The following is a 23979-nucleotide window of genomic DNA, read 5'->3' on the forward strand; positions in this document are numbered from 1 at the left end:
GTTAAAACATGGCAAATATTTGGAAAAGGCTTACCAAGCTTGGAATAAGGAAAAATATGCCAATCCTGCAGGTAAGAACCGTTCGAACAGTAAATGCTGTAAGTATAGTAGCCATACCATTAATAATTACTGCATGGATGGTAAGGCTTTCAGAGGGCGTAATTTTCAATAATTTCTTTTACCCAATATTCATTCTTTCTGCATTTGTTCCTCTGGTTTCTAATATCAAAGGGAAATTTGAATTAGCGAAAGTAAGCCAATTATTGATTACCGTTATATTTATGACGTATGTGTCAATTCAAAATCTCAAGATTGGACTAAACAACCATCCTGAAATAGTTTTGATAGGTTACTCATCTGTAATAATTCTTGCATTCGACAGGTGGGGTCAAATAGTAGCTTTCGTATTCAATTTTCTAGCTTACTTTTCTGTTGTTGTTTTTTCGATGACACTCAATGAGCAGCCTTGGATAAATTTGATTCCAAATGGCATCAATAGCTTTGCGGCATTTGCCATAGTATTTTTAATTACCAGTGTTTACAAGCGGGACTATATTTATTCACAAGCTGAGCTACTCAAAAAGAACAAAGTCCTAGAAAACCAATCCCGAAAGATCTCAGAGCAAGCAGAAAAACTTGCGGCACTAAATGAATTTAAGGTTCAGCTATTTTCTATTATCTCCCATGATATGCGAGGGCCATTGCAAGCGGTCAATAGCTATTTCCAGTTGTTAGAAAATGAAGATTTATCGAAAGATGAGTTTGAAGAGATATTACCTTTTTTGTCTGAAAATGTGTTCAAAACATCAAATTTGATGGAGAATATGCTCATTTGGGCAAAAAGCCAACTCAAAGGACAAAGCCTTTTGATTGAGCCGGTAAATATCAAAAGTCTGGTATCTGAAACATTAAATCTGCTAAATGCTCAGATTGAAAAAAAATCACTACAAGTAAGCCTAAATGTAGATGACAAATCAATAATTAATGGTGACAGAAACATGCTGGCTTTGATAATTAGGAATGTGATTAGCAATGCAATCAAATTTAGCAACATAGGCGGGAGGATAGAAATTAATTTAACTAATAGTGAAGAAATTGCTACGCTCAAAATTTCTGATAATGGCATAGGAATTAATAAGAAAGACCTCAAATATATATTCACCGAGGAATCAACTAATCGTAATGGAACCATGATGGAGGTCGGAACGGGTTTAGGACTGAAATTTTGCAAAGAATTTGTTGAAAAAATGAATGGTGAGTTACACCTAGAAAGCGAGGAAAATGTAGGTACCAAAATATCAATTGAACTTCCTGTAAAAGCAGAAAATCCCGCCACTGTTGAGTAACGGGATTTTCAATTTCAATAAATTAGAATCTTAAACTCCTAATCCATAATACCTAATTCCAGGTTCACCTTCGTACATTCCTTCTAGCAAAATTCCGCCGCTTTTCGAGGATAAAAGTCTCTCCACATCTTCTGGAGTTTTCACAGCTTTACCATCTACTTTGGTGATGATAAAACCTTCTTTCATCTCAACTTGCTGAGTGATAAGGCCTGGATTAAGCTTAAGGACTTTCACACCTCCCGCTATTCCAAGCTTATTGGCGAGTTCGGCATCAATTGCTACCATCTCGGCTCCTAATACACTTTTAACACTACCTGGCTCAATTCTAGCAAGCAGTTCAGTACTTCCATCTTCATTTTTAAGAATCACATCTTTACTCAACTCTTTTCCATCTCTTCTTATTTGCAGGCTCACTTTATCTCCAGGACGCTTTCTACCAACATATTCAAGTAATTCGGCACTTGAATTAATTGTGCGACCATCAATACCTACAATTACATCTCCATCATTAAGTCCAGCAAGCTCGCCAGCACTTCCTTCAATCACACTTGCGATATACGCACCCACTACTACATCAAGCTTATACTCTCTCGCCAAGTCGCTATTGATATTGCTGATCTGCACTCCTAAGAATCCACGTTGCACTACACCAAATTCAATCAAATCTTCTACTACTTTGCTCACAATATTAGATGGAACTGCAAATCCATACCCGGCATAAGTTCCTGTTGGACTGGCAATTGCTGTATTTATTCCTATAAGATTTCCTGAAAGGTTTACCAAAGCCCCTCCACTATTACCAGGGTTAATGGCAGCATCGGTTTGGATAAATGACTCAATCGCATAGTCGCGCTGCAAAATGTTGATGTTCCTAGCTTTGGCACTTACTATTCCAGCAGTAACTGTGGAGTTCAGCGAAAGAGGGTTTCCAACTGCTAATACCCACTCTCCCACTTTTATATTATCAGAATCTTCAAATCTGATCGATGGCAATCCTTTTTCTTGAATTTGAATAACTGCAATATCAGTATTTGGATCGGTACCAATAAGTCGAGCTTTGTACGAGCGATTGTCACTTAAAGTAACCTCAATATCACTTGCATTATCAATTACGTGATTGTTTGTAACGATATAGCCTTGATCATTAATGATCACGCCACTACCCGAGCCAACTCTTGGTGTTGGTTGACTATTTTGTCCTCCTCTGTTTCGTGGACCGAAGAAAAACTCAAATGGGTCTTGAGAGGGGCCTAATTGTCGAGAAGTCATTTGCTGCATACTTGTAGAGCGAATGTGCACCACCGATTTCATTACTGCTTCAGCTGGAGCTGTAAAATCCATTGGGATAATCTCTCCATTTTCATCTGCTGTGTACATGGCTCCTTGCACTGGCATTGAGCTTACATGCTCAACTTTTAGTGGCACATTAGCATCATCTTCGAATATTTGGATGGTACCATACATTACGGCACTACCTAGCATTCCTGCCAATAGTAAAGGCATAAATTTTTTCATATTATATTACTGTTTAGATTTTAATATTTGAACCATCAGGAAAAGCAATTTCCGATGTCATTTTCCTGTGGATTTGCAAACTTCTAAATGAATTTGCGATAGGAAAAAATTCAAATATTATGCCAAGTCATTCTTCTGTAATTTTGACAGAATTTTCAGTTGCATGAAAGTGAATTTCATTGTTTGCGACTAAAACTGGTGCTTTTTTGCAGTAATCAATACATTTAGTCTTAATTACCTTAATACGATTTTTGCTTCCCGGTAAAGATTTAAGCTTACTATAATGCTTGTACAAATCATTACTTCCCGCTTTTTTACAGTCTTTGCCGAGGCACACAAATACAAAATCAAATTTGGCTCTACTCTTTGTCAAAGCGGTTTATCCTCGTTTTATAATTTCTATTAATTCGCCAAGCATCATTGCTGTTGCACCCCAAATGACATAGTCATTGATATGAAAATATGGCGTGTCCAAAATTACACCATTTCTTGGAGTTAGATTTTTTCTTTTGATATAAGTTGGATCAATAAATTTTGAAATTGGCAATTCGAGCAAGCGCTCCACCTCGTATGGATCGATATTAAAGTTGGGTCTTTTGGTTGTGAAACCAACAATGGGCTCAACTGAAAAATTGCTAGGCGGAATATAGAGTTTTGAAAGTTTGCCTAGCAATGTTACATCCTTTCTATCAATGCCTATTTCTTCTTCAGATTCGCGCAAAGCAGTATCAATTACGCTATTATCAATTTCTTCACATTTACCGCCTGGAAAACTCACTTGTCCGCCATGAGTGCCATCGTATTCGGGACGTAAAATAAGTGGCATCATGGTTTTTTTCTCATCAGGATAAAACAAGATAAGTACGCCGCCCTTTCTCGCATTTGGCCTTTCCTTCACTTGAAACCGATCTGAATCCACAGGAATAGGTGCCATAGTCATTTGTGCTGAAGGACCAGGTAGCGGATGCTCAAAGGCACTACTTAATTGCTGTATAAGCTGATCGAAATTCATTGATTTAAAAATAAAAATGACATACGAATTAGAAAACCGTATTGCTCATATATTAATTCAACTAGTCTGCAATTCGAATCAAGCTGCAAATCAAAATTCAGAATAGCTAAACGGTTGGAATCTAAAAAAAATGTATCGTATAAATTAATTACCCCAAACCAAAAAGTCTAGGCAGCCATAAAGTGATTTGCGGGAATAGAGAAATCAAAATTAGCCCAATTAACATTGCAACAAAAAATGGCAATAAAGGTCGTATCACTTTCTGAATTGTGATATTGGCAATACCTACACCTACAAACAGCACTGAACCTACAGGAGGTGTACATAGACCAATTGACAGATTCAATACCATGATAATCCCAAAGTGAATTGGATCCAAGCCAAGTGCTGTAACAACCGGAAGAAATATCGGAGTGAAAATGAGAATTGCAGGGGTCATATCCATGAAAATCCCAACGAAAAGCAAAATCAAATTTATGATGATTAAAGTCACAATGAGATTATCGCTAACACCCAAAAGCAGTTCACTAATCGTATTAGGTAAATCCTCACTCGACATCACCCATGACATACTCATGGAAGTCGCAATAAGAAGCAACACAATAGCCGTAGTTTCAGAAGATTTTAAAAGGATCGATGGAAGATCTTTGAGTTTTAATTCCCTGTAGAAGAATGATAAAACTAGCGTATAAATCACGGCAATTGCCGAAGCCTCTGTTGCTGTAAAAACACCTGCTACGATTCCTCCCATTACAATTACTAATAGCATCAGACTTGGCAGAGCTTTGAAAAACTTCGAAAATATATCACTAAAATTACTGGCTTCACCGGCAGGGAATTTCTTGAATTTGCCGTAAACAAAAACTGTAGAAATTAGCAAAAAGCCAATCAACAAACCCGGCAAATAACCCGCTACAAACAATGCCGCAATCGACACACCACCACTTGCGAGAGAATACACAATTAATACATTAGATGGAGGTATTATGAGTCCTGTAGTAGAAGCAGTTATATTCACTGCCGCACCCACTTCCTTTGGGTAACCATCCTTATCCATACGCTTACCAAGTATACCACCTATTGCCGAAGCAGCAGCCGTTGCTGAGCCTGCAATTGCGCCAAAAAGCATCGCAGCAATCACATTTACATAAAGCAACCCACCTGGTAATCGACCCATAAAAGCCTTTGCCAAGTCAATAAGTCTTGACGCAATACCCCCTCGATTCATAATTTCACCAGCGAGAATAAAAAACGGGATTGCCAATAAAGTAAAGCTATCCAATCCCGTTGCCATTCGTTGTGCAATCGTAGTTGCAGACGCCTCAAAACCCACCACAACAATCAAAGTAAGAAAGCCTGAAAGCCCTAAACTCCAAGCCACAGGCACGCCCAATGCCAATAATACAATGAAACTCAAGATTAATATTATGATCGGGAGGAACTCCATAAGACTAGGAATTTTTAAAAGTTAAAAACGCATTTCGGCCTTTTTCCCACTGATAATAAACCACAAACAAGCCGCTAATAGGAATAATAGAATAGATATATGCTAAAGGAATTTGTAAAGTGGCAGATTTCTGTTGAAGCGTATAAGTAATGTAAACCAAATTGCCGCCTCCGATCACCATAACAGATGCTACGAAAAACACCACTATGGCATAGATCAAAATTTGAAGTCGAACCTGAGATGCTCCTTTCAAGGATTGCGGGAGGATATCTATGGCCAAATGACCCGATCGACCAGAAACATAAGCAGCTCCGAGCATTCCAAGCCAAATAAGCGTATAGCGGGAAAGTTCATCAGTAAATGAACTTGGCTGACTCAAAAAATAGCGAGAAAATACCTGCCAGCTCACATTGAGGATCATCAATATCATGAGAACCACCAATGAATATTCAATTGTATGATCAAGGAATTTTCTCAGTTTGCCACTATTCATAATTTCGGATGTTTTCGATAATGCTATACATTTCCGGATTGTTCAGCTTCATTTGCTCATATATTGGTTCTACAGCTTTTCTAAAAGGTTCTTGATCCGGATAAGTAATTTCTACACCAGCTTCTTTTAAAGTTGCCAGAGATTCTTCAACTGATTTGGCCCATAGCTCATATTGAAAAACGGCTGATTCATCCGCAGCTTCTTGTACCCATTGCCTCTCTTGATCAGATAATTTCTCCCAAACTTTGGTGCTGATAATGAGCATATCTGGAATGGCCGTATGCTCATTGATGGAATAATATTTACTCACCTCGTAATGGCGGGAGGTTAAAAAACTTGGAGGATTATTTTCAGCTCCATCTACAACTCCCTGTTGCAATGCACTATACAATTCGCCATAAGAAACTGGCGTAGGCGAGCCACCAAAGCTTTTTACAGTATTAATGGCCGTATTGCTTTCCATTACTCTTAACTTAAAACCAATCAAATCTTCGGGCTTTTCAATAGATTTTTTCGTGGTATAAAAACTTCTTTTACCTGCATCATAATAGCAAAGTCCTCGCAACCAAAAATCTTCACCTGCCAATAGCAACTCTCTGCCAATCTCACCTTGTAATACCGCATTTCTATGCGCATCATTACGAAACAAATAAGGCTGACTGAACACTTGTAATTGTGGAGCAAAGCTTTCCATAATCGCAGAGGCAACCTTCGTCATTCCTAAACTGCCTATTTGAAGCAATTCAACCAACTCCCGCTCTGTGCCTAATTGCTGATTTGGATAAATCTTTACAATTAATTCGCCTTTAGATTTTTCTTCCACCCGCTTTGCCATAAATACCATTGCCTCATGCACAGGATGGCTTGTCGGTAGCGCATGACCTAGTTTAATGATTCTCACATTTGTGTCTACTTGACAAGCTCCTAAAATCACAATCAGGGATAGCAAGACCAGTAAGTATTTAGAATATTTATGCATTTGGTTGCAAACTTAATTTCTAATGGATTTTATAATATCAAGCACTTCTTTCAATTGCTCTTGTAAGAGTTCGAATTTGCCCGTGGCCAAAACATCCTTTCTAAATAAAGAGGAACCCATTCCTACACAACTCACTCCTGACCTGAACCAAGCTTTCAGATTCTCATTAGTTGGCTCCACACCTCCTGTAGGCATAAATTTCACATTGGGCATCACCGCTTTGGCAGCTTGCACAAAGCCTGCTCCTAGTACATTGCCTGGGAATACTTTGACCAATAGAGCACCTAATTGTGTAGCTTGAAAAACCTCCGAAACTGTGGCACAACCAGGAATCCATAGCAGATCAGCACTTTTACAGTAATCTGCCAAACCTGGAATTAGTGCAGGACTGACAATGAAATCTGCTCCCACATCTTTGAATTTTGCAGCATCCTCCCGCCCAAATATGGTTCCTATTCCTAGGCTCAATTCTGGATAATTTTCAGACGCATATTTCTTCAATTCAGCAAAAACCTCCAATGCCTCTGGTCCACGATTTGTGAATTCGAATACAGTAATTCCTGCTTCTGCACAAGCACTCAAAACCTTTTTTGCAATGATTATATCGGAATGAAAAAATACCGGGATCAATCCCGATTTCTCCATTTTATCAATCAATTGCTGATTATTATTTAGCGTTTCCATTAATCTATCTTAGCAGTTTACCAAAATCTTCTCCATTGACCAATTGCTGGATTTCCTCCAAACTCACCAAATTGGAATCTCCTGGAATACCATGTTTCAATACAGCCGAAGCCACAGCGAAACTCAGCGCATCTTCTTTGGACATGTGGAGCATACCGTAAATAAATCCAGCCATAAATGCATCTCCACTTCCTACTCTATCCACAATGGGGGTCATATCATAAGATTTGGAATGCAGCAGATTGCGGCCATCCCATAGAATTGCCTTCAATCTATTATGTGTAGCTCTAATCGATTCACGCTCTGTTGTAGTAAGAATTTCTACATTTGGGAATTGCTGTTGCACTTGCACACAAGCCGCTACATATTCATTTGCTTTGATGTCAAGGCTATTTTTAAAATCCTCTAGCCCCGCAACCACTACATTGCTATAGCTTATCAATTCTGGCATTACGTCTTTTGGACCTTTGCCATACTGCCAGAGGTTACGTCGATAATTTATATCAGCGCTAACTCTTATTCCTCTTGCATTAGCTTCTTGCAAGGTTTTTAAACAAAGGTCAGCTGCCTTTTGCGACAATGCAGGTGTAATCCCCGTCCAATGAAACCAATCGGCATCTTTGAAAAGTAAATCCCAATCAATCTCAGCACCATCGAATTGTGAAAATGAAGAATCAAATCGATCGTAAACCACCTTACTTCCACGCTGCATCACACCCTTTTCGAGGAAATACAAACCCATCCTGCCGGGTGTTTTGAAAACAAATGAAGTGTCGACTCCGGTTTGCTTCAAATATCGACAAGCAGCAAGTCCCAAATCATTGTCTGGAAAGGCAGTGATATGAGCTGTTTGGACATCCCATTGGGAAAGTGCAATCGCCACATTTGCCTCTGCACCACCGTAATAAACACGATAATTATTGGTTTGCAGAAATCGCTCATGACCTTGCGTGGATAGGCGCATCATCACCTCACCTAAGGTAATTACCTTTTTGGGCTTCATTCTATAATCTTTTGGGTTTATAGGCTTGTCGAACCTGTAAAATATTGTCTTAAATAATTTCAATTCGCAATTCTTTTACTTAATTTGCGCAATCGATTGCGCAATATAAACAAAAAATCGAATGTTCCATAAAACTTTAAAGATACATCCCAAAGACAATGTTTGGGTGGCATTACGCGACCTTAGCAAAGGCGAAAACATTGATTTGGAGAATGGATTTGTGAAACTTGTACAAGATGTACCAGCCAAACATAAGTATGCTGAATCAGCCATTCTTCAGGGCGAAAATATCTATATGTATGGTGTTATTGTAGGTAAGGCTGTGCATGATATCCGAGCAGGAGGAATACTCACCACAGAAAACGTCACAAACAAATCCGCTGAATATGGTGCTAAAAAAGAAACCATAACTTGGGAAGCTCCAGATGTAAGCAAATACAAAGGAAAGACATTTTTGGGCTACCATAGATCCGATGGGCAAGTTGGAACAGCGAATTATTGGTTGGTTATTCCACTAGTTTTCTGTGAGAATAGAAATGTCAATATCATCAAAGATGCCTTTATGGAAGAGTTGGGATTCTCGAAACCCAATCCATACAAGAGCATTGTAAAGCAAATGGTAAAGCAATATGCGGGAGGAAACTTAAGCAATATTGATGAACTAACTGCAGAACAGGCTGTTGAAGATACTGATTCTAAGATATTTGACCAGCTTGATGGGATTAAATTCTTGACCCACGAAGGTGGTTGTGGAGGAATTAGACAAGATTCAGAAGCATTATGCGCATTGTTTGCTGGCTACATCAATAATCCAAATGTAGCGGGAGCAACCGTACTCAGTTTAGGTTGCCAAAATGCTCAGGTTACTCTATTGATGGAAAAATTGCAGGCGATTAACTTCGACCAAAACAAGCCACTAATTATACTGGAGCAACAAAAAGAAGGCACTGAAAAGACTTTATTAACCAAAGCAATTAAGCAGACTTTCCTTGCAATGGTGGAGGCTAATAAAACGCAAAGAGCACCTGCTCCTTTGAGCAAATTGAAAGTAGGTTTAGAGTGTGGTGGATCTGATGGATTCTCTGGCATTTCAGCAAATCCATCTGTTGGGCATGCATCGGATTTGCTGGCTGCATTGGGTGGAAGTGCCATATTATCTGAGTTTCCAGAGCTTTGCGGTGTAGAGCAAGAATTGATTAATCGTTGCGAAAATGTTGCGCTTGCCAATAAATTTGAGAAGTTAATCCGCACCTATGAAGCTTCAGCTGAAGCGGTTGGCTCTGGCTTTGATATGAACCCTAGCCCTGGAAATATACGCGACGGCTTGATCACTGATGCAATGAAATCTGCCGGCGCCTCCAAAAAAGGTGGTACATCCACAATTGTAGATGTACTTGACTATACAGAGCAAGTAACAAAGCCGGGATTAAACCTACTTTGCACTCCTGGAAATGATGTAGAAAGTACCACAGCATTGGCAGGTTCAGGTGCAAATATCATCCTATTCACCACTGGTTTAGGTACACCTACGGGCAATCCTGTAGCGCCAGTGATTAAGATTTCCTCGAACACAAAAATGGCTGAAAAGATGGCCGATATTATAGATGTAAATACTGGAGGAGTAATTACAGGAGAAAAAACCATTGAAGAAATGGGAGAGCAATTACTTGATTTCATCATAGAAGTAGCAAGCGGGAGAATAAAAACCAAAGCCATGATCTTAGGACAGGATGACTTTATCCCTTGGAAAAGAGGCGTTTCACTCTAATAAATAAAATCTACTAATAACCCAAATATTAGCAGTTCATGATAGCCTGTTGCGTAAGTGATGGGCTATTTTTTTGTAGATTTCTAGCTCCAGCAGAGCGAAATTTTCAGAGGATATTGGAATGGCACAAATCATCCTCCCGCACTTGTCTGAACTATGATTAAATATGATTTTTTTGATGGACTATGATTTCAAATTTTCTTCAGCAGAGCGAAAAGTCCATAGTCCATAGTTTTAATCATGGGCTAATACGCTCTATAGACATTTGAAGTGTTAAAGCAGATTCATATATTCCGTACCCAAATGCACGGTGTTTCATTATTATCATATTTTTCTATCAATAAAATGTCCCTAATGGGAAAAGGCTTTGGTAAGTAATTTATGTTGTGGAAAAAGAAGTAATTAAGTAATACAACCCTCCGACTAGAGACATTAAGCCAGCAAAAGTCAACTTAACATCACCAATGTGGCTTTCTTCTTTTGTTAAATATGTTCCATCTCTAATTTGAATTATTAGAATAATTATTGAAATAAGAATAAAACAAATCCCAATTAGCATGCGAAAAATATCCATAGTCTTAATTCTTCTTGTTATACTTTTCTATTTGACGTAATTCTTACCTCTCTATTGAAAAAGTACATAGTAAGCTTTCCTTTCTAAATTTCCAGCTAAATCAATTTAACAAGAAAAATTAACAGTTCAAATAGCTTAAAAGTAAATCAAACAGCTTCCAATTAATAATCCCAATGGGATTACATGTTTATAGCAAAATTAAAGTAGAAAAAACGACCCTGAAATGGGTCTAATATATTGGGCTAATCATTCAAAATTTTGTAGGTAATTCCCATCCCATCAAGCTTTAAACCCTTGAATGGCTTTGCAATTACATAAAACTCTCTTGGGATAATGTAAAATAAAAAGGCCTCAACAATGCGAGGCCTTTCTATAAAATTAAACAACTTAAAATTCAACTTTATTTGAAATACAATTTACTTGGTCTTCACAAGACTATTCACATAGACTTCGATGTTTGTGTAATTCTTATCTAGGGTGAAAAGAACTGCATCACTTGCATTATTTGGATTGAGTTTATTTGCTTTTTCCCATGCATCTGGAATACCGTCGCTATCTGAATCTAAAGGAGCTTCGGTGGAAGTGAATGTCAACCATCCTCCCGCCTCTTCTTGGGAGTCAATGATACCGTCGCCTAGTTTACCCTTCGTAGCAGTTCCAGTTCTAGTTTCTTCTATTATTCTAGCATCTATTTTGTCCCTAAAATGACTTGCGCCAGCATGAGAAAGTACTTCCAAAAATGCCTTTTCAGGAGTATGTGTTTCCACATCGGCCACGACAAAGGGCACATTTACAATGGCAGTTTGTCCTTCTTTAACGCCAAGTAAATTGTCATTATTTACCTTATCAGCACCTTCAACAAAATTTCCATTTACAAAGAATTTACCAAATGGCTCATAGGGTTCTAGGATTCTAGTTTTGTTAGATTTGGTGGCTGGACCCGGTTTATAATAATTGTTAATCATATTATGCTGACCTTCTTCGCCTCCATAAGAGCTGTTTCCTCGCCAATTGTAAATCACATTATTTCTAAAATCTACCAATTCTTCTGCGGGCAATTTATGATATCTTGCTCCATTGAATCTTGGGTTTCGCGAATTGTGATGAGCTAATAAATTATGATGGAAAGTAGCTTTTTTGCCACCCCAAATGCCCCCATAACCGTGCTCACCTTTGGCGTGTACCGATTGGTTGAGACTTTCTGAGAGTATACACCATTGCAAAGTGAAATTCTCATTGTCGTAGAATGATCCGCTCTCGTCTGTACCCCAACTCATGGAGCAGTGGTCTATTATAATATTGGTGTTACGAATGCTAGAAATCGCATCATCTTCGGTTTGACTGACATCACCCAAACGAAAACGCATATAGCGAACGATCACGTTATCACCCTTGATTTTCATGGGATAATCGCGAAGTGTAATTCCCTCACCGGGAGCACTTTGCCCTGCAATAGTAAGATCTCCGTAATTAATATCTAAAGATGATTTTAAGCGTATTTCGCCCGAAACAGCAAATACAATAGTACGTGGATGCTTTTTACGAATCGCCTCCCGTAATGAACCTGGGCCGTCATCTTCTAAATTGGTGATGACATAAACCTCTCCTCCGCGGCCACCAGTTGTGTATTTTCCAAATCCCTCTGCACCAGGAAAAGCTATTGGCGGCTCATTTTCCTTTTGGTCTGCAGCGCATTCCTGATTTGCACTAGATAGAAATATAGTTGCTAGAAAAAATACTAGTGACTTAAAATTCATTAATTTGAGGTTTTCATTTTACTAAATTGAAATCAGTTCTGACTATCCGTGATTGATTTCACAAGACTATTAATATAAACTTCGATATTATCGTAAGCCGTACTTAAATCTCGCCCATTTGCATTTGCTACATTTGGGTCAAGTTTATTCGCAATCTCCCAAGCATCAGGCATACCGTCATTGTCTGTATCTAATGGAGCATTTGAGCTCTGTAAAGTTGGATATCCACCAACATCATTTTGACTATCGATGATACCATTTTGGCTACCTCGGGAGCCGGGACCGAAAAAGGTGCCATTTTTCAAATCATTTACAATTCGCGCATCAACTGCATCACGTTTGAGGCTAGCTCCTGCATATAGAGCTACTTTGTCGAACGCTTGCTGAGCAGTGTGATTTGAAAAATACATTCCATCAGTAGCAAGTGGGCCGGAAAGTCGCATTGCAGTTTTGTCGCTGCTACTTCCACTTTTTGCAACTACTCCTATCCAATTGTCTGCATTTATATCTGGCTGATTCTCTAAAATATTTCCTGCAATAAAAAACTTACCATAACCATAAACTGGACTGCTGTTAGTCGCTTGTTTGTATGCATTCAAGAATCGTCTTCTTACTTGTGTAGCAGGACCAGGTTTATAATAATTGGCAATCATATTGAATGTACCGGCTTCTCCTCCATAAGAGGCATCAGTTCCCCAGTTGTAGAGTACATTGTTTCTGAAATCGACTACACCTCTTAAGGTTTCCGCTGGATTGCTCGAAGAATATACTCCAGGATGATCGAATCTTGGGTTTCTGTTATCATGATGAGCTAATAAATTGTGATGGAATGACGCATTATTTCCTCCCCATATACCACCATATCCGTGATTTCCTTTTTCGTGTACCGAGTTTCTCAGACTTTCAGATAAGATGCACCATTGTAAAGTGAAATTTTCATTTCCATAAAAGGAAGCTGTTTCATCAGTAGACCAAGACATTGAACAATGATCTAAAATGATATTCTTTTTGTAGCGACCTTCTAAGGCATCACCTTGGGAAGCGCCTTCATCGCCCATTCTGAATCGCATGTACCTGATGATTATTTCATTGGCATTTACGATGAGCGAGTAATTTTTCAACGTAATGCCATCTCCAGGGGCAGTTTGACCAGCGATGGTAATGTTGCCATGGCTTATTACAATATTACTTCCCAGCTCGATATTGCCGGAAACTTCAAATACAATTATCCTAGGTCCAAAGGTAGAAACAGCTTGTCTAAAACTACCCGGGCCATTGTCATTCAAGTTGGTTACTTTAATTACTTGACCTCCTCTACCTCCCGCTGTTACTCTACCGAAGCCCTCAGCCCCAGGAAATGCAAAGGGATCTTCTTGTACTTGAACAGGCTTATTCTCTTCTATAATTTCCTCCTCATCAATCGGTTCAGTGTCATCACTTGATCCACATGATGAAAGTATAAAAAGAGAAACCGACAAACAAAGTATAAAAATGTTGACCCTAAATACATTCTTTTTAAAGACCCTATTCTCCCAAAGAACAATTTGAACAAATCTATACTTCATCATGTCGGTTTCTCCTTCGCAATTCCTATTTAACTACACCTAACAATTTATAATTAAAACGCCCATCGTAAGTCACCAATAGGACCTCCAATACTAGACGCATTACGCAATGGCGAACCGGCAGGTAAGGTCAAATCTGCTTGCTCAGCAGTCCACCCTAAATCTACAGCAAGGTTATTCATCAAAATCACATATTCATAGATACTCAATGGCTCAGGCTCAGCTCCTCCGGTAGTGAGATTGAATAAATTACAATTTGCTAGCATTACCCTAGCATTAGAATTATTCGCTCTGATCAAACGAGAGCCTACTGTTGTACCCGGCATTGGAATATTATTGATAATGGAATTTGTCATTTCAAAATCAATCTCATTGTTGTTGGCATCTAGCAATACATCATTTCTTCCTCTATTACCAAGTCCGTTTATCGTTACTTGATCAATTCGAACAGTTGGCACAAATGGCATTGTCAGATTGGTTGTCCAACCAACAAATGCTCTCGCAGTATTATTATTGAATGTTGTGTTGGTTACTTCCAAATGACGGAACTCCAATTTATCCAGATGGAACACATGGTAGTTATTGTCTTTGTTATTTCTGATCCAAGAGTTCTTAACAATGATATTATTGATTTTGTGAGCGTTGTTGCTCGCGCGATTTGCACGCATAAAGGTAACTCTCATGCCTTCTACAATACAATTGTCGAGGATAACATCCGTAAACTGAGCTTCACCTCCCGCAAAATTCCAGAAATAATCTCCATTGCTTTCACTTGCTGTAAAAGTAATTCCGGTCATACTGATACCTGCACCGCTTTCTGTAAATGTGAATTCACGAAAAACAACTTTAGTATTTGTTGGATCTAAAGAAGTTGATCTTAGATCTATGGTTTTACCTTCTAATCGTAAACTTGCATATTCGCCTTCACTGTCGAGAATATGATATTCGCCTGGCTCCAAACCTATAATTGCGCCATCTTCTGCAGCTTCAACGATAGATCTAAAATCATCAGCAGGAGTTAATACTATATCGAAAATACTTTTCTCCTTGGTCGTAAATAAAGTGGTTCCTTTAGAAACGTTTCCTTGGAAAATTTCTGCTACATAGGCGGTAAGTGGCTCCAACCCATCTACAATTCTTTGAGCTTCTGCTCTATCATTGTCAGATAATTGAACCTCAATGCTATTGAACCCATCATTTAATACAATGCGGGTGGGTGTTGCAGTTGGTCTCCATTTAAGCAAAACTGAAGATGGAAGTATATCTGTATCTAATATCGGGAAGAAAATTTGTTCACCCGTAATCATAAATGAGTCACTCCTCACCCATTCAGAATCAAGTGCCGGCGTTAAACCATTGGCTTTTACTCTTGCATAGTGATTGAGTTTAATAGCTATTTCACTATCCGTCACAATCAATTCATTTGCGGGAGTTTCTAATTCCATTACAGATTCCGCAAACAAGGAATCAGTGGCGAGTTCAAGCGTATATGTTACTTCTCCCGGCTCGGTAAATAAGGAACGCGGCCAAGTTAAAATGGCTTGAGTCTCTCCATTGCTTGCCGTAATAGTTGCTGGCCTAAATCTCTTTAAGTCTTCAGGAACCTCGTAGTCGGCATCATCATTTTTATCACAACTGGCCAATCCCCATCCCATCAGCAATACCAAAAGGATACCTAGGTTTATTTTTTTATTCGTTTTCATTGTCCTATTAATTTTTTCACAATAAATACATCCCAAAAATTAGTAACCGTACTCCTGCTTTAGCTTAGGATTCGCATCCAAAATTGACGTGTGGAGAGGAAGTAACTCACTTTTTCCGGGAGTGAATGCAACTGCATAGTAAGTCAAAATAGTTGTTGCTATGTTTGGATTCAGCCACTCAATACTTGCTGCACCTGATGGAGCAGTTTCAGGTGTTGGTTCATAAAATGATGTTAACCAATTAAGTTGTGTCGCATCTGGCTCATAATACATTACAGTTGGCAAGTTCGCATATTCACCTGTACCAGCAGCCATTTGAGCAAGTTTAGCTTTAGATTCATTTAGCTTGGTTTCAAGCAAATTCCAGCGAATTAGGTCATACTTGCGGATGCCTTCACCTGCCAGTTCAAATGCTCTCTCATCAACAATTGCATCGAAAAATCCTTGATAATCGCTAGGAGGAGTTCCAATTAAAGAACTGTTGCCACCGAAGGCTCTCAACCTTACTTGCCTTAATGCATCTATTGCACCAGCAGTAGGCCCACCATTCAATTCATTTTCAGCTTCTGCATACATCAGCAATACATCAGAATAGCGAATCATTGGCCAGTTTAACCCAAAGTATTGAGCTAGGGAATTCACCACAACTGGGTTCGTAACCCAATCTCTTCTAAACTTGCCATCAACCAAAGTCCTCAAGTTTCTGGCTGCGATGGTGAAATTTTGATTAATATTATAAGGAGCAACAGTTACATCGCGACGAGTATCGTTCGGATCGAATGAGTAGAAGAATGTTGGAAGAACCGTTAAAGCACTATTTCCAATATTGTTCCACCTTGGGCCATTGTAATAGCCCAATTTACTATCTCCAAATGAGCTACCACCACCTGTCATAGCAATTTCCCAAAGTACTTCACCATAGACATCTTGTCGTCTAGCAAGTATTCCATCCTTAAATACAGACTGGAAACTTGGATTCAAACCATGAGCACCACTTTGGATTACAGCTAAAGTTTCATCACGAGCAATTTGATAATAGGCTGTATGATTCTCACCTCTACGCATTTGTCTGTCCAAGCGCAAGGAGTATCCACCTCTAAACAAAGCAATTTTAGCTCTCATTGCACGAGCAGCACCTTGTGTAATTCTTTCGGTATTGCCACCCCAAGGAAGCAATGGAGCTGCAACAGCTAAATCATCAAGTATCTGATCATAGATCACATCGCGATCGGTTCTATCTAAGAACAAATCAGGCTGCATACTTGATGGCTCAAACTGTGCTGGAATATCTCCCCAATTTCTAATCAATTCGAAATAGTATTGAGCTCTCAAAGCCAATGCTTCACCATACAATCTTCTTAATGCTGCTTTTTCCGATTCTGTGCCACTTTCATACATGGCCATTTTTGGAATTTCATTGATACAGATATTGGCTCGCTCTACACCTAAATACAATTGGTTAAAAGGATTTCTCAATTGCGTATTGCTAGGCTGCGCATTGTAATGAGCAATATCTCTTCTTTCGTTATCTGGAAAAGGATTTCCTCCTTGCCCCATCATTATATCATCATCCAATGAATAGTACATACTCAATCGGATGCCATAACCTTGATCACCTCCTAATGGTGCATATACACCTGATAATGCAATAGTTGCATTAGTCACATTACTAAATACATAATCAGGACCAAATGAAGAAACTGGATCTACTTCGAGATAGTCTTTGCAGGAATTAAGCAAACCTGCCGAGATTAGTAAAATGAAGCTTATTTTAAATATTCGTCTCATGATAATTTTTTTAATAAACTAGAAAGTAATATTAACACCACCAATGAATGCTCTGCTACGCGGATATGCTGAATAATCAACACCTGGAGTCATTGGCGTTCTTCTCCTTGTATTTACCTCTGGATCATATCCCGAGTACTTCGTGAATACAGCTAAATTGTTCACTGTGGCATAAAATCTTACACGACTGATTTTAAGCCTTGATAGCAAATCTTGCGGGAGGGTATAGCCAACAGTTACATTATTGATACGGATAAATGATCCATCTTCAATCGCCCATGAATGCATGTAAAAGGAACTGGCAGATCTCAATGGTGACCAGATGGTTGCGTCGGCATTCAAAGCAGCTAAAGCTACTGGGTCGGTTACTACTTCACCTGCATCATTCACATTTCTCCATCTATTATTCATGATCGATAATAGGTTAGAGTTTGGCGTGTAGCCGCTTGAGAATTCCAATTTATTAGCGTTCAATACATCATTACCATACTGGAAGTTGACAAAAATACTCGCATCGAAATTCTTATAAGAGAACTGCTGATTAAGGCCACCAAACAACTTCGGGGTCGCATCACCTATAATGGTTCTGTCCTCATCGTTGATTACGCCGTCAGCCTTAATATCTTTAAATTTGATAACACCAGGAGCCGGCGCAACTGAGGTAATACCTTGATTACTAGCAACGCCTTGCTTCAAGGTATACACACCATCTGAATAATTGAAGTCATCAATTTGGTAAAACCCATCTGTTACCAATCCCCACATAGTACCCACAGGACTTCCTACTTGCACTGCATAGTCAAAAGGAACATTACTTCCAGCCCATCCGGATGGGAATAGGAAGAAATCCTGCTGACCAAGACTTTCTACTCTATTTCTGTTGCTTGAAGCATTGAATGTAGCACTCCATTGGAAATCCTTCTTTTCGATAATTGAAGTGAATAATTGAAGTTCTATACCTCTATTCGATGTTTCACCCACATTTTGAAGCTGAGTAGTGTAACCAGAAGTACTTGGTACAGGCACTTCTACTAGCAAATCACGCGTGGAATTTTGGTATGCATCCACAGAAATTTGGAACCTCCCGCCTAATAATTCTAAATCTACACCCACATTATTCGAAATGGTGGTTTCCCAACGTAAGTTTTCATTTGCCAGAGCACTAGCTCCATAACCTACATTTACTTGATCATTGAAACCGTAATAAGCATTTGGCTCAAACTGAGTTAGGTATAGAAAATTGCTAATCCGGTTGTTTCCTGACTCACCATAGCTAGCTCTTAATTTCAATCCACTTACAACTCCATTATTATTCTTCATGAAGTTCTCTTCAGATATTCTCCAAGCACCAGAAAGTGATGGAAATAGGCTCCATTTATTTTCCTGGGCAAACTTGGAAGATCCATCAGATCGCAAAGTTGCTGTAAGTAAATACTTCTCGTTATGTGTAAAATTTACTCTTGAGAAAAAGGAAACTAACGTAGATCTCTGTTCATCTGAATTTGGAATTTGGGGCGTTCCCAAACCCATATTGCCTAATGCTCGATCAGCAGTGATACCAATTGGAAAAAAACGAGCTTCCAGATAGTCTATTCTAAAATCCTCTTGATATATCTCATGACCTAAAAGAACATCAAACTTATTCTTTTGTGCAAAAGCCGAATTCACATCTTTATTTGTATAGGTCAGTACATTTGAATTATTCAAAATCTGACGTTCGTTTCTACGAATGGATGCAATTGGTTGGCTTGAACCAACTTGACGAGATGAGCTCGTAATTGTATCGTTAAATGCATAATCTGCCACATTATTAAAATCGACACCTAATGTTGTTCTAAATGACAAACCAGGTGCGATATCATAATTTAAGAATGTGCTAAAATTGGTCACATTCTGATCTCGCCTTCTGTACTCTGCCATGGAGAGTAATATAGGGTTAATCAAAGCAAGTGAGTTTGCATTAGTATCGTCTGCATAATCTGGATCATATGCTGTACGGTCGGCACCAGCCATTAAAAGTGGACGATACTTCACAGCATGACGAAGTCTATTCGTCGAAGATGAACCTTCAGAAGCCGTGCCTGCGCCATTTACTACCGTATTGTTATATCGTACATTGAATCCTGCTCTTAGTTTTTCATTTACTTTTTGATCGAATTTGAAATTGATCAACTTACGATCAAAGTCAGATTCTAGCATGATGCCTTCCTCAGTATTAGAGGTTACACTCAAATTGAATTTGGTGTTTTCATTCCCACCATTTACACTAAAGTTGTGTGTTTGCATCATTGCATCCCTACCAAAAACCTCATCCTGCCAATCCACAAATGGAACTCTCGCATAATTACCTAAGTCTCCAAAATGACCATATGTATTCAAGAAATTATTACGCTCTTGCTCACTCCCTCTCGATCTTTCGTACTGATAATTGATGAATTCCTCTGCATTCATCACATCTAGCTTATTTGCTAATTGCCTAAAACCTGCTAAGCCATTATAGCTTACAATTGTTCTGCCTGAAGAACCTCCTTTCGTTGTAATGATTACAACACCATTTGCACCACGTGCACCATATATTGCTGTTGCAGAAGCATCTTTTAGGACATCAATTGATTCAATATCCTGAGGAGATATTACTGATAATGCGTTTTCTACCTGCACACCATCTACCACATACAAAGGAGAATTATCTTGGGTAATTGACCCTCCACCTCTTACTCGAATAAGAACTTCCGCATTTGGTGAGCCTTCTGTACCTGTGACTTGCACACCTGCTAGTCGGCCAGCAAGAGCTTCAGCAGCAGAGTTTATGGGTATATCAGTCAATTGCTTTGCACCGATAGAAGATACTGAGCTAGTTAAATCTCGGCGCTCCATAGTTCCATAGCCAATTACTACTACCTCATCCAACAGCGATACATTCTCTTCAAGAACTACCTCTATGCGAGTTTGATTTCCAACTAATACTTCTTTTGTAACTAGTCCTACAAAAGAAAACACCAATATATCACTTGGTGAAGCTGAAATTGAAAAACTACCTAAACCGTCAGTGATTGTACCTCTGGTCGTACCTTTTACTTGAACAGATACTCCTGGAAGTGGATCTCCTATTTCATCAGAAACTACCCCACTTACACTATTGGTTTGGGCAGAAACATTGAAATTGAAAAGGAGAATCAAAAATCCTAGACAACACAGTCGGAGTAATCCCTCATACTTTGGTGAAATCTTCATTTTTTTTATTCAGGTTGGTCTTTGATTCATTTCTCTTTATTTTCCTTCAGAACGGATTCCTTTAGGCAATTTCAGAGCAACTTCTCATTGATTGGGTTTTATAAAATTTGTTTAATTCAATTTGTTGTTTGGGTAAAATGGTTGGTAAGAAGAAATTCTTACCCACTCGAAAAATAAGCCTCATTAAAATCTATCCTTTGCATATTGTGAAATTTTTATTGCGCAAAACAAAGCATTGTATTCTCTCAAATTTGCACAACCTATTAGTGAATTGCGCAATCGATTGCATTTTATGAATTATTTTACGTAGTACCAAATTAATTTTTAAAAATTAGTACTAATCCACTTGAAAAAATTTGAATTACCCTAAATACAGGAAGAATCTTCTCTTGAGTGGTGAAAAATACAAATAAGCGGGAAGGCAATTTATGCAATATTGTGCAATCGGTTACACAACAAATTGACTACTGTTTGGAAAGCGGGAGGTATGTAGCTAAAGCTGGAACCTTCGCTTGAATTTCGACCACTACTTGATCACAAATAATAGAAGCTCCAGTAGCAGACAAATGAGTGTCATCATTCACTCCATTAGGAAACTTATCGAAAACTCCTGCTTCGAAATGAAGAAACATGGTTTTTGATGCCTCAGAACCGAGTTTGGAAATTATCTCAGAACTGGACTTGTGCAAATCAATTACAGGAACACCTAACTCTAGCCCAAGATCTCGAACAACTTGTGGATAATCACCATGGGTATCGACTAATTCATTATTATCATTGAATAGTCGGCGAGCAATAGAGGTTGCTAATATGGGAAATGCTTTTTGTGCTCTAACCTCATTCACAAAAGCTCTTAAATTTTCTTTGTAGTCAGTATTTGCTTCAGCATATCTACTACTATCTTGCTCCTTTTGATCATTATGACCAAATTGGATTAACACAAAATCACCTTCATTTACATTATTTATTAGCTCCCGCCATTTTCCCTCGTCACGAAAACTTTTAGAGCTTCTGCCATTTACAGCATAGTTTTTAATCCGCAATTCATCATTTACATACAAAGGAAAAAGCTGTCCCCAACCACGCTCAGGAGTATTGGGAAACAGCTGTTTATCAGCCATGGTAGAATCTCCAACCAAATGAAGGGTAATTTCTTTCTCCTCAACTTGGCAAGAAAGCATAATGAATAAGTATATAATTGTCAGAAGACTTTGATGAGTTTTCATTTCAGAACTACCTACAATCTATTTTACAATCACAGTTCCTTCTTTGACATCGGCATTTTTCCTTATCCGCGATGCTGCATTAGGGAAATTCTCTGCACTCAAAGTAATATTGCTAGAAAGTGAGCCTGTAATGAGTACAGGGCTCTCCAGGTCATTTGGAAAGCGAAAATCACTAACCTCAATTTGTTTGGAATTATAGAGCGTCAATGCCGTTCCTTTGACTGGAATTACTTCTATGTTTTTCAAAATAAGCCCATCCGTATCCATAGCGATTATGCCATTTTGTGTTTCGAAATAGGCATTTTCAAGAGTAACATTTTGCAAATTCATTTCTGGCAAACCTTGAAAATTCGCAGCCGTACCACTAGCAACAGCTCTAATATTCTTCATGAAAATATTCTTGAAAGATGGCGTTTCCTCCGTCACAGGCACCAATTTTTCATCTCTTGCTTCTTTACTTGCATCCTGATCAGCTTCAAGAACGGGTGCATTACCACCATAGAATAAATTGAAATTGATAACATCTGTTGGAATATTGATCATATCAATGTTAGATATATAGATATTCTCAACCACACCTCCTCGGCCTCTTGTGCTTTTGAAACGAAGCCCCACATCCGTTCCAATAAAGGTGCAATTGGAGATGTGGATATTACGAATGCCGCCTGACATTTCGCTGCCAACCACAAAACCACCGTGGCCATGATACACTATATTGTTTTTCACAATCACATTTTCTGTAGGCATACCACGGTCTCTGCCATCTTGATCTTTGCCTGATTTGAAACAAATGGCATCGTCTCCAACATCAAAAGTGTTATTGTAAATCACTGCATTCTTACAGGATTCCAGATCAAGGCCATCACCATTTTGTGAATACCATGGATTGCGCACATTGATATTGCGGATGGTAATATCTTCACTCATAAGCGGATGGATATTCCAAGCTGGTGAATTCTGGAAAGTTGGGCCATCCAGCAGTATTTTTTTACTGCTAACTATACTCACCATTACTGGCCTAAGAAAATCTTTTACTTCTTCGTACTCAGCCATAGTTTCAAAGCTTGGTACATTGAAATTCTTTACTCTATCGCCATTTTTAGATTTCTCGGATGGGTACCAAACTTGACCATTATCGCTCAAAACACCACCTCTGCTCAATAACTTTTTCCATTGCGCATCAGTCATTTTTGGTCGCTTCACTGGTCGCCATGCATCACCGTTTCCATCAAAAACACCCGTACCTGTAAAAGCTATGTTCTCAACATCCTTTGCATAAATGGGTGAAATACAGCGATAAGTATTTAAGCCTTCAAAGCTAGTAGCTATCAATGGGTAATCGTCGAAATCCGGACTGAAAAGCACCAAGGCGCCTTCTTCTAAATGTAGGTTAATATTACTTTTCATTATAATTGGGCCTGTAAGCCACATTCCTCTTGGGAATATCACTCTGCCACCACCATTGTTTGCGGCATCTTCTATTGCTTTGGCTATTGCATCCGTATTTTTGGTAACACCATTCCCAATCGCACCAAAATCTGTAATGCTTACTTCATAGTCAGGGATTACAGGCTCTTGTACCTTTGGCATATCGAATTCTATAGCATCATAAATGTGGCTGTAGTCTGCCCTATTAATTATTACTTCTTCATTTTGCGGTTGGCAAGCAAGGGCAAACAAAAAACTTGAAATAAGCAATGTTAATTGTTTAATTTTCATATAATTATAATTTTTTACTTTCCAGTTTTTTTAAAAGAAAGCGAGAACTTAAAGAGACTGTATGGTGTAATTCAGACCTTTTTAATTTCTTATCAAGCTTCAGTCTTTCGTTGAAAGTTGCCTTAGAGATAAACTTATCTATTTTACTTTCTTCTTGCTCCTCCAT

18 protein-coding genes are annotated in these 23979 nt (G+C 38.7%); 2 read left to right on the top strand and 16 right to left on the bottom strand.

Going from position 1 to position 23979, the window contains the following annotated elements; translation table 11 throughout:
- Positions 1-8 precede the first annotated feature (8 nt).
- Entirely contained in the window at positions 9-1346 is a 1338-nt protein-coding gene (locus ACOXY8_RS02560; RefSeq protein WP_458329992.1) for a sensor histidine kinase, read from the top strand.
- Between the two features lie 30 nt (positions 1347-1376).
- Here the strand turns inward: ACOXY8_RS02560 and ACOXY8_RS02565 are convergent, their stop codons facing one another.
- From ACOXY8_RS02565 to ACOXY8_RS02600, 8 genes are all read right to left on the bottom strand, one after another.
- Entirely contained in the window at positions 1377-2861 is a 1485-nt protein-coding gene (locus ACOXY8_RS02565; RefSeq protein WP_458329993.1) for a Do family serine endopeptidase, read from the bottom strand.
- 127 nt (positions 2862-2988) lie between these two features.
- Complete coding sequence (locus tag ACOXY8_RS02570; protein WP_458330094.1) at positions 2989-3198, bottom strand: (2Fe-2S) ferredoxin domain-containing protein; 210 nt, start codon at positions 3196-3198, stop codon at positions 2989-2991.
- Positions 3199-3240: 42 nt separating this feature from the next.
- A complete protein-coding gene (locus ACOXY8_RS02575; protein ID WP_458329994.1) occupies positions 3241-3873 on the bottom strand; it encodes an NUDIX hydrolase in 633 nt (210 codons plus the stop codon).
- A gap of 148 nt (positions 3874-4021) precedes the next feature.
- Complete coding sequence (locus tag ACOXY8_RS02580; protein WP_458329995.1) at positions 4022-5320, bottom strand: TRAP transporter large permease; 1299 nt, start codon at positions 5318-5320, stop codon at positions 4022-4024.
- Between the two features lie 4 nt (positions 5321-5324).
- Positions 5325-5813: a TRAP transporter small permease gene (locus ACOXY8_RS02585; RefSeq protein WP_458329996.1), complete on the bottom strand. Its 489-nt coding sequence runs from the start codon at positions 5811-5813 to the stop codon at positions 5325-5327.
- Positions 5806-6792 carry a TRAP transporter substrate-binding protein gene (locus ACOXY8_RS02590; RefSeq protein WP_458329997.1) on the bottom strand — a complete coding sequence of 329 codons (987 nt, stop codon included), beginning with the start codon at positions 6790-6792 and terminating at the stop codon, positions 5806-5808. The genes ACOXY8_RS02585 and ACOXY8_RS02590 overlap by 8 nt, the downstream gene beginning before the upstream one ends.
- Positions 6793-6804: 12 nt before the next feature.
- Entirely contained in the window at positions 6805-7476 is a 672-nt protein-coding gene (locus ACOXY8_RS02595) for a bifunctional 4-hydroxy-2-oxoglutarate aldolase/2-dehydro-3-deoxy-phosphogluconate aldolase (protein WP_458329998.1), read from the bottom strand.
- 4 nt (positions 7477-7480) lie between these two features.
- Positions 7481-8479 (bottom strand): PfkB family carbohydrate kinase, encoded by a 999-nt coding sequence (locus ACOXY8_RS02600; protein WP_458329999.1) that lies wholly within the window; start codon positions 8477-8479, stop codon positions 7481-7483.
- Between the two features lie 121 nt (positions 8480-8600).
- On the opposite strand from ACOXY8_RS02600, the gene ACOXY8_RS02605 reads away from it, so the two are divergent.
- Positions 8601-10247 carry a UxaA family hydrolase gene (locus tag ACOXY8_RS02605; RefSeq protein WP_458330000.1) on the top strand — a complete coding sequence of 549 codons (1647 nt, stop codon included), beginning with the start codon at positions 8601-8603 and terminating at the stop codon, positions 10245-10247.
- 990 nt (positions 10248-11237) lie between these two features.
- On the opposite strand, the gene ACOXY8_RS02610 is transcribed toward ACOXY8_RS02605, so the two are convergent.
- The 8 genes from ACOXY8_RS02610 to ACOXY8_RS02645 form a co-directional block, all read right to left on the bottom strand.
- Positions 11238-12578, bottom strand: coding sequence for a pectate lyase family protein (locus ACOXY8_RS02610; protein ID WP_458330001.1), 1341 nt, complete (start codon positions 12576-12578; stop codon positions 11238-11240).
- A gap of 32 nt (positions 12579-12610) precedes the next feature.
- Positions 12611-14146, bottom strand: a complete 1536-nt coding sequence (locus ACOXY8_RS02615; RefSeq protein WP_458330002.1) for a pectate lyase — start codon at positions 14144-14146, stop codon at positions 12611-12613.
- A 50-nt stretch (positions 14147-14196) separates the two neighbouring features.
- Positions 14197-15846 carry a hypothetical protein gene (locus ACOXY8_RS02620; protein WP_458330003.1) on the bottom strand — a complete coding sequence of 550 codons (1650 nt, stop codon included), beginning with the start codon at positions 15844-15846 and terminating at the stop codon, positions 14197-14199.
- Positions 15847-15885: 39 nt separating this feature from the next.
- Positions 15886-17634, bottom strand: coding sequence for a RagB/SusD family nutrient uptake outer membrane protein (locus tag ACOXY8_RS02625; RefSeq protein WP_458330004.1), 1749 nt, complete (start codon positions 17632-17634; stop codon positions 15886-15888).
- A gap of 18 nt (positions 17635-17652) precedes the next feature.
- Complete coding sequence (locus ACOXY8_RS02630; RefSeq protein ID WP_458330005.1) at positions 17653-20868, bottom strand: SusC/RagA family TonB-linked outer membrane protein; 3216 nt, start codon at positions 20866-20868, stop codon at positions 17653-17655.
- A 464-nt stretch (positions 20869-21332) separates the two neighbouring features.
- Positions 21333-22094, bottom strand: coding sequence for a rhamnogalacturonan acetylesterase (locus ACOXY8_RS02635; RefSeq protein ID WP_458330006.1), 762 nt, complete (start codon positions 22092-22094; stop codon positions 21333-21335).
- 18 nt (positions 22095-22112) lie between these two features.
- Positions 22113-23813: a glycoside hydrolase family 28 protein gene (locus ACOXY8_RS02640; protein ID WP_458330007.1), complete on the bottom strand. Its 1701-nt coding sequence runs from the start codon at positions 23811-23813 to the stop codon at positions 22113-22115.
- Between the two features lie 4 nt (positions 23814-23817).
- A complete protein-coding gene (locus ACOXY8_RS02645; protein WP_458330008.1) occupies positions 23818-23979 on the bottom strand; it encodes a hypothetical protein in 162 nt (53 codons plus the stop codon).

It is taken from the genome of Peijinzhouia sedimentorum (genome assembly GCF_049340005.1).
In the GTDB taxonomy this organism is placed as follows: Bacteria; Bacteroidota; Bacteroidia; order Cytophagales; family Cyclobacteriaceae; genus CAXBDP01.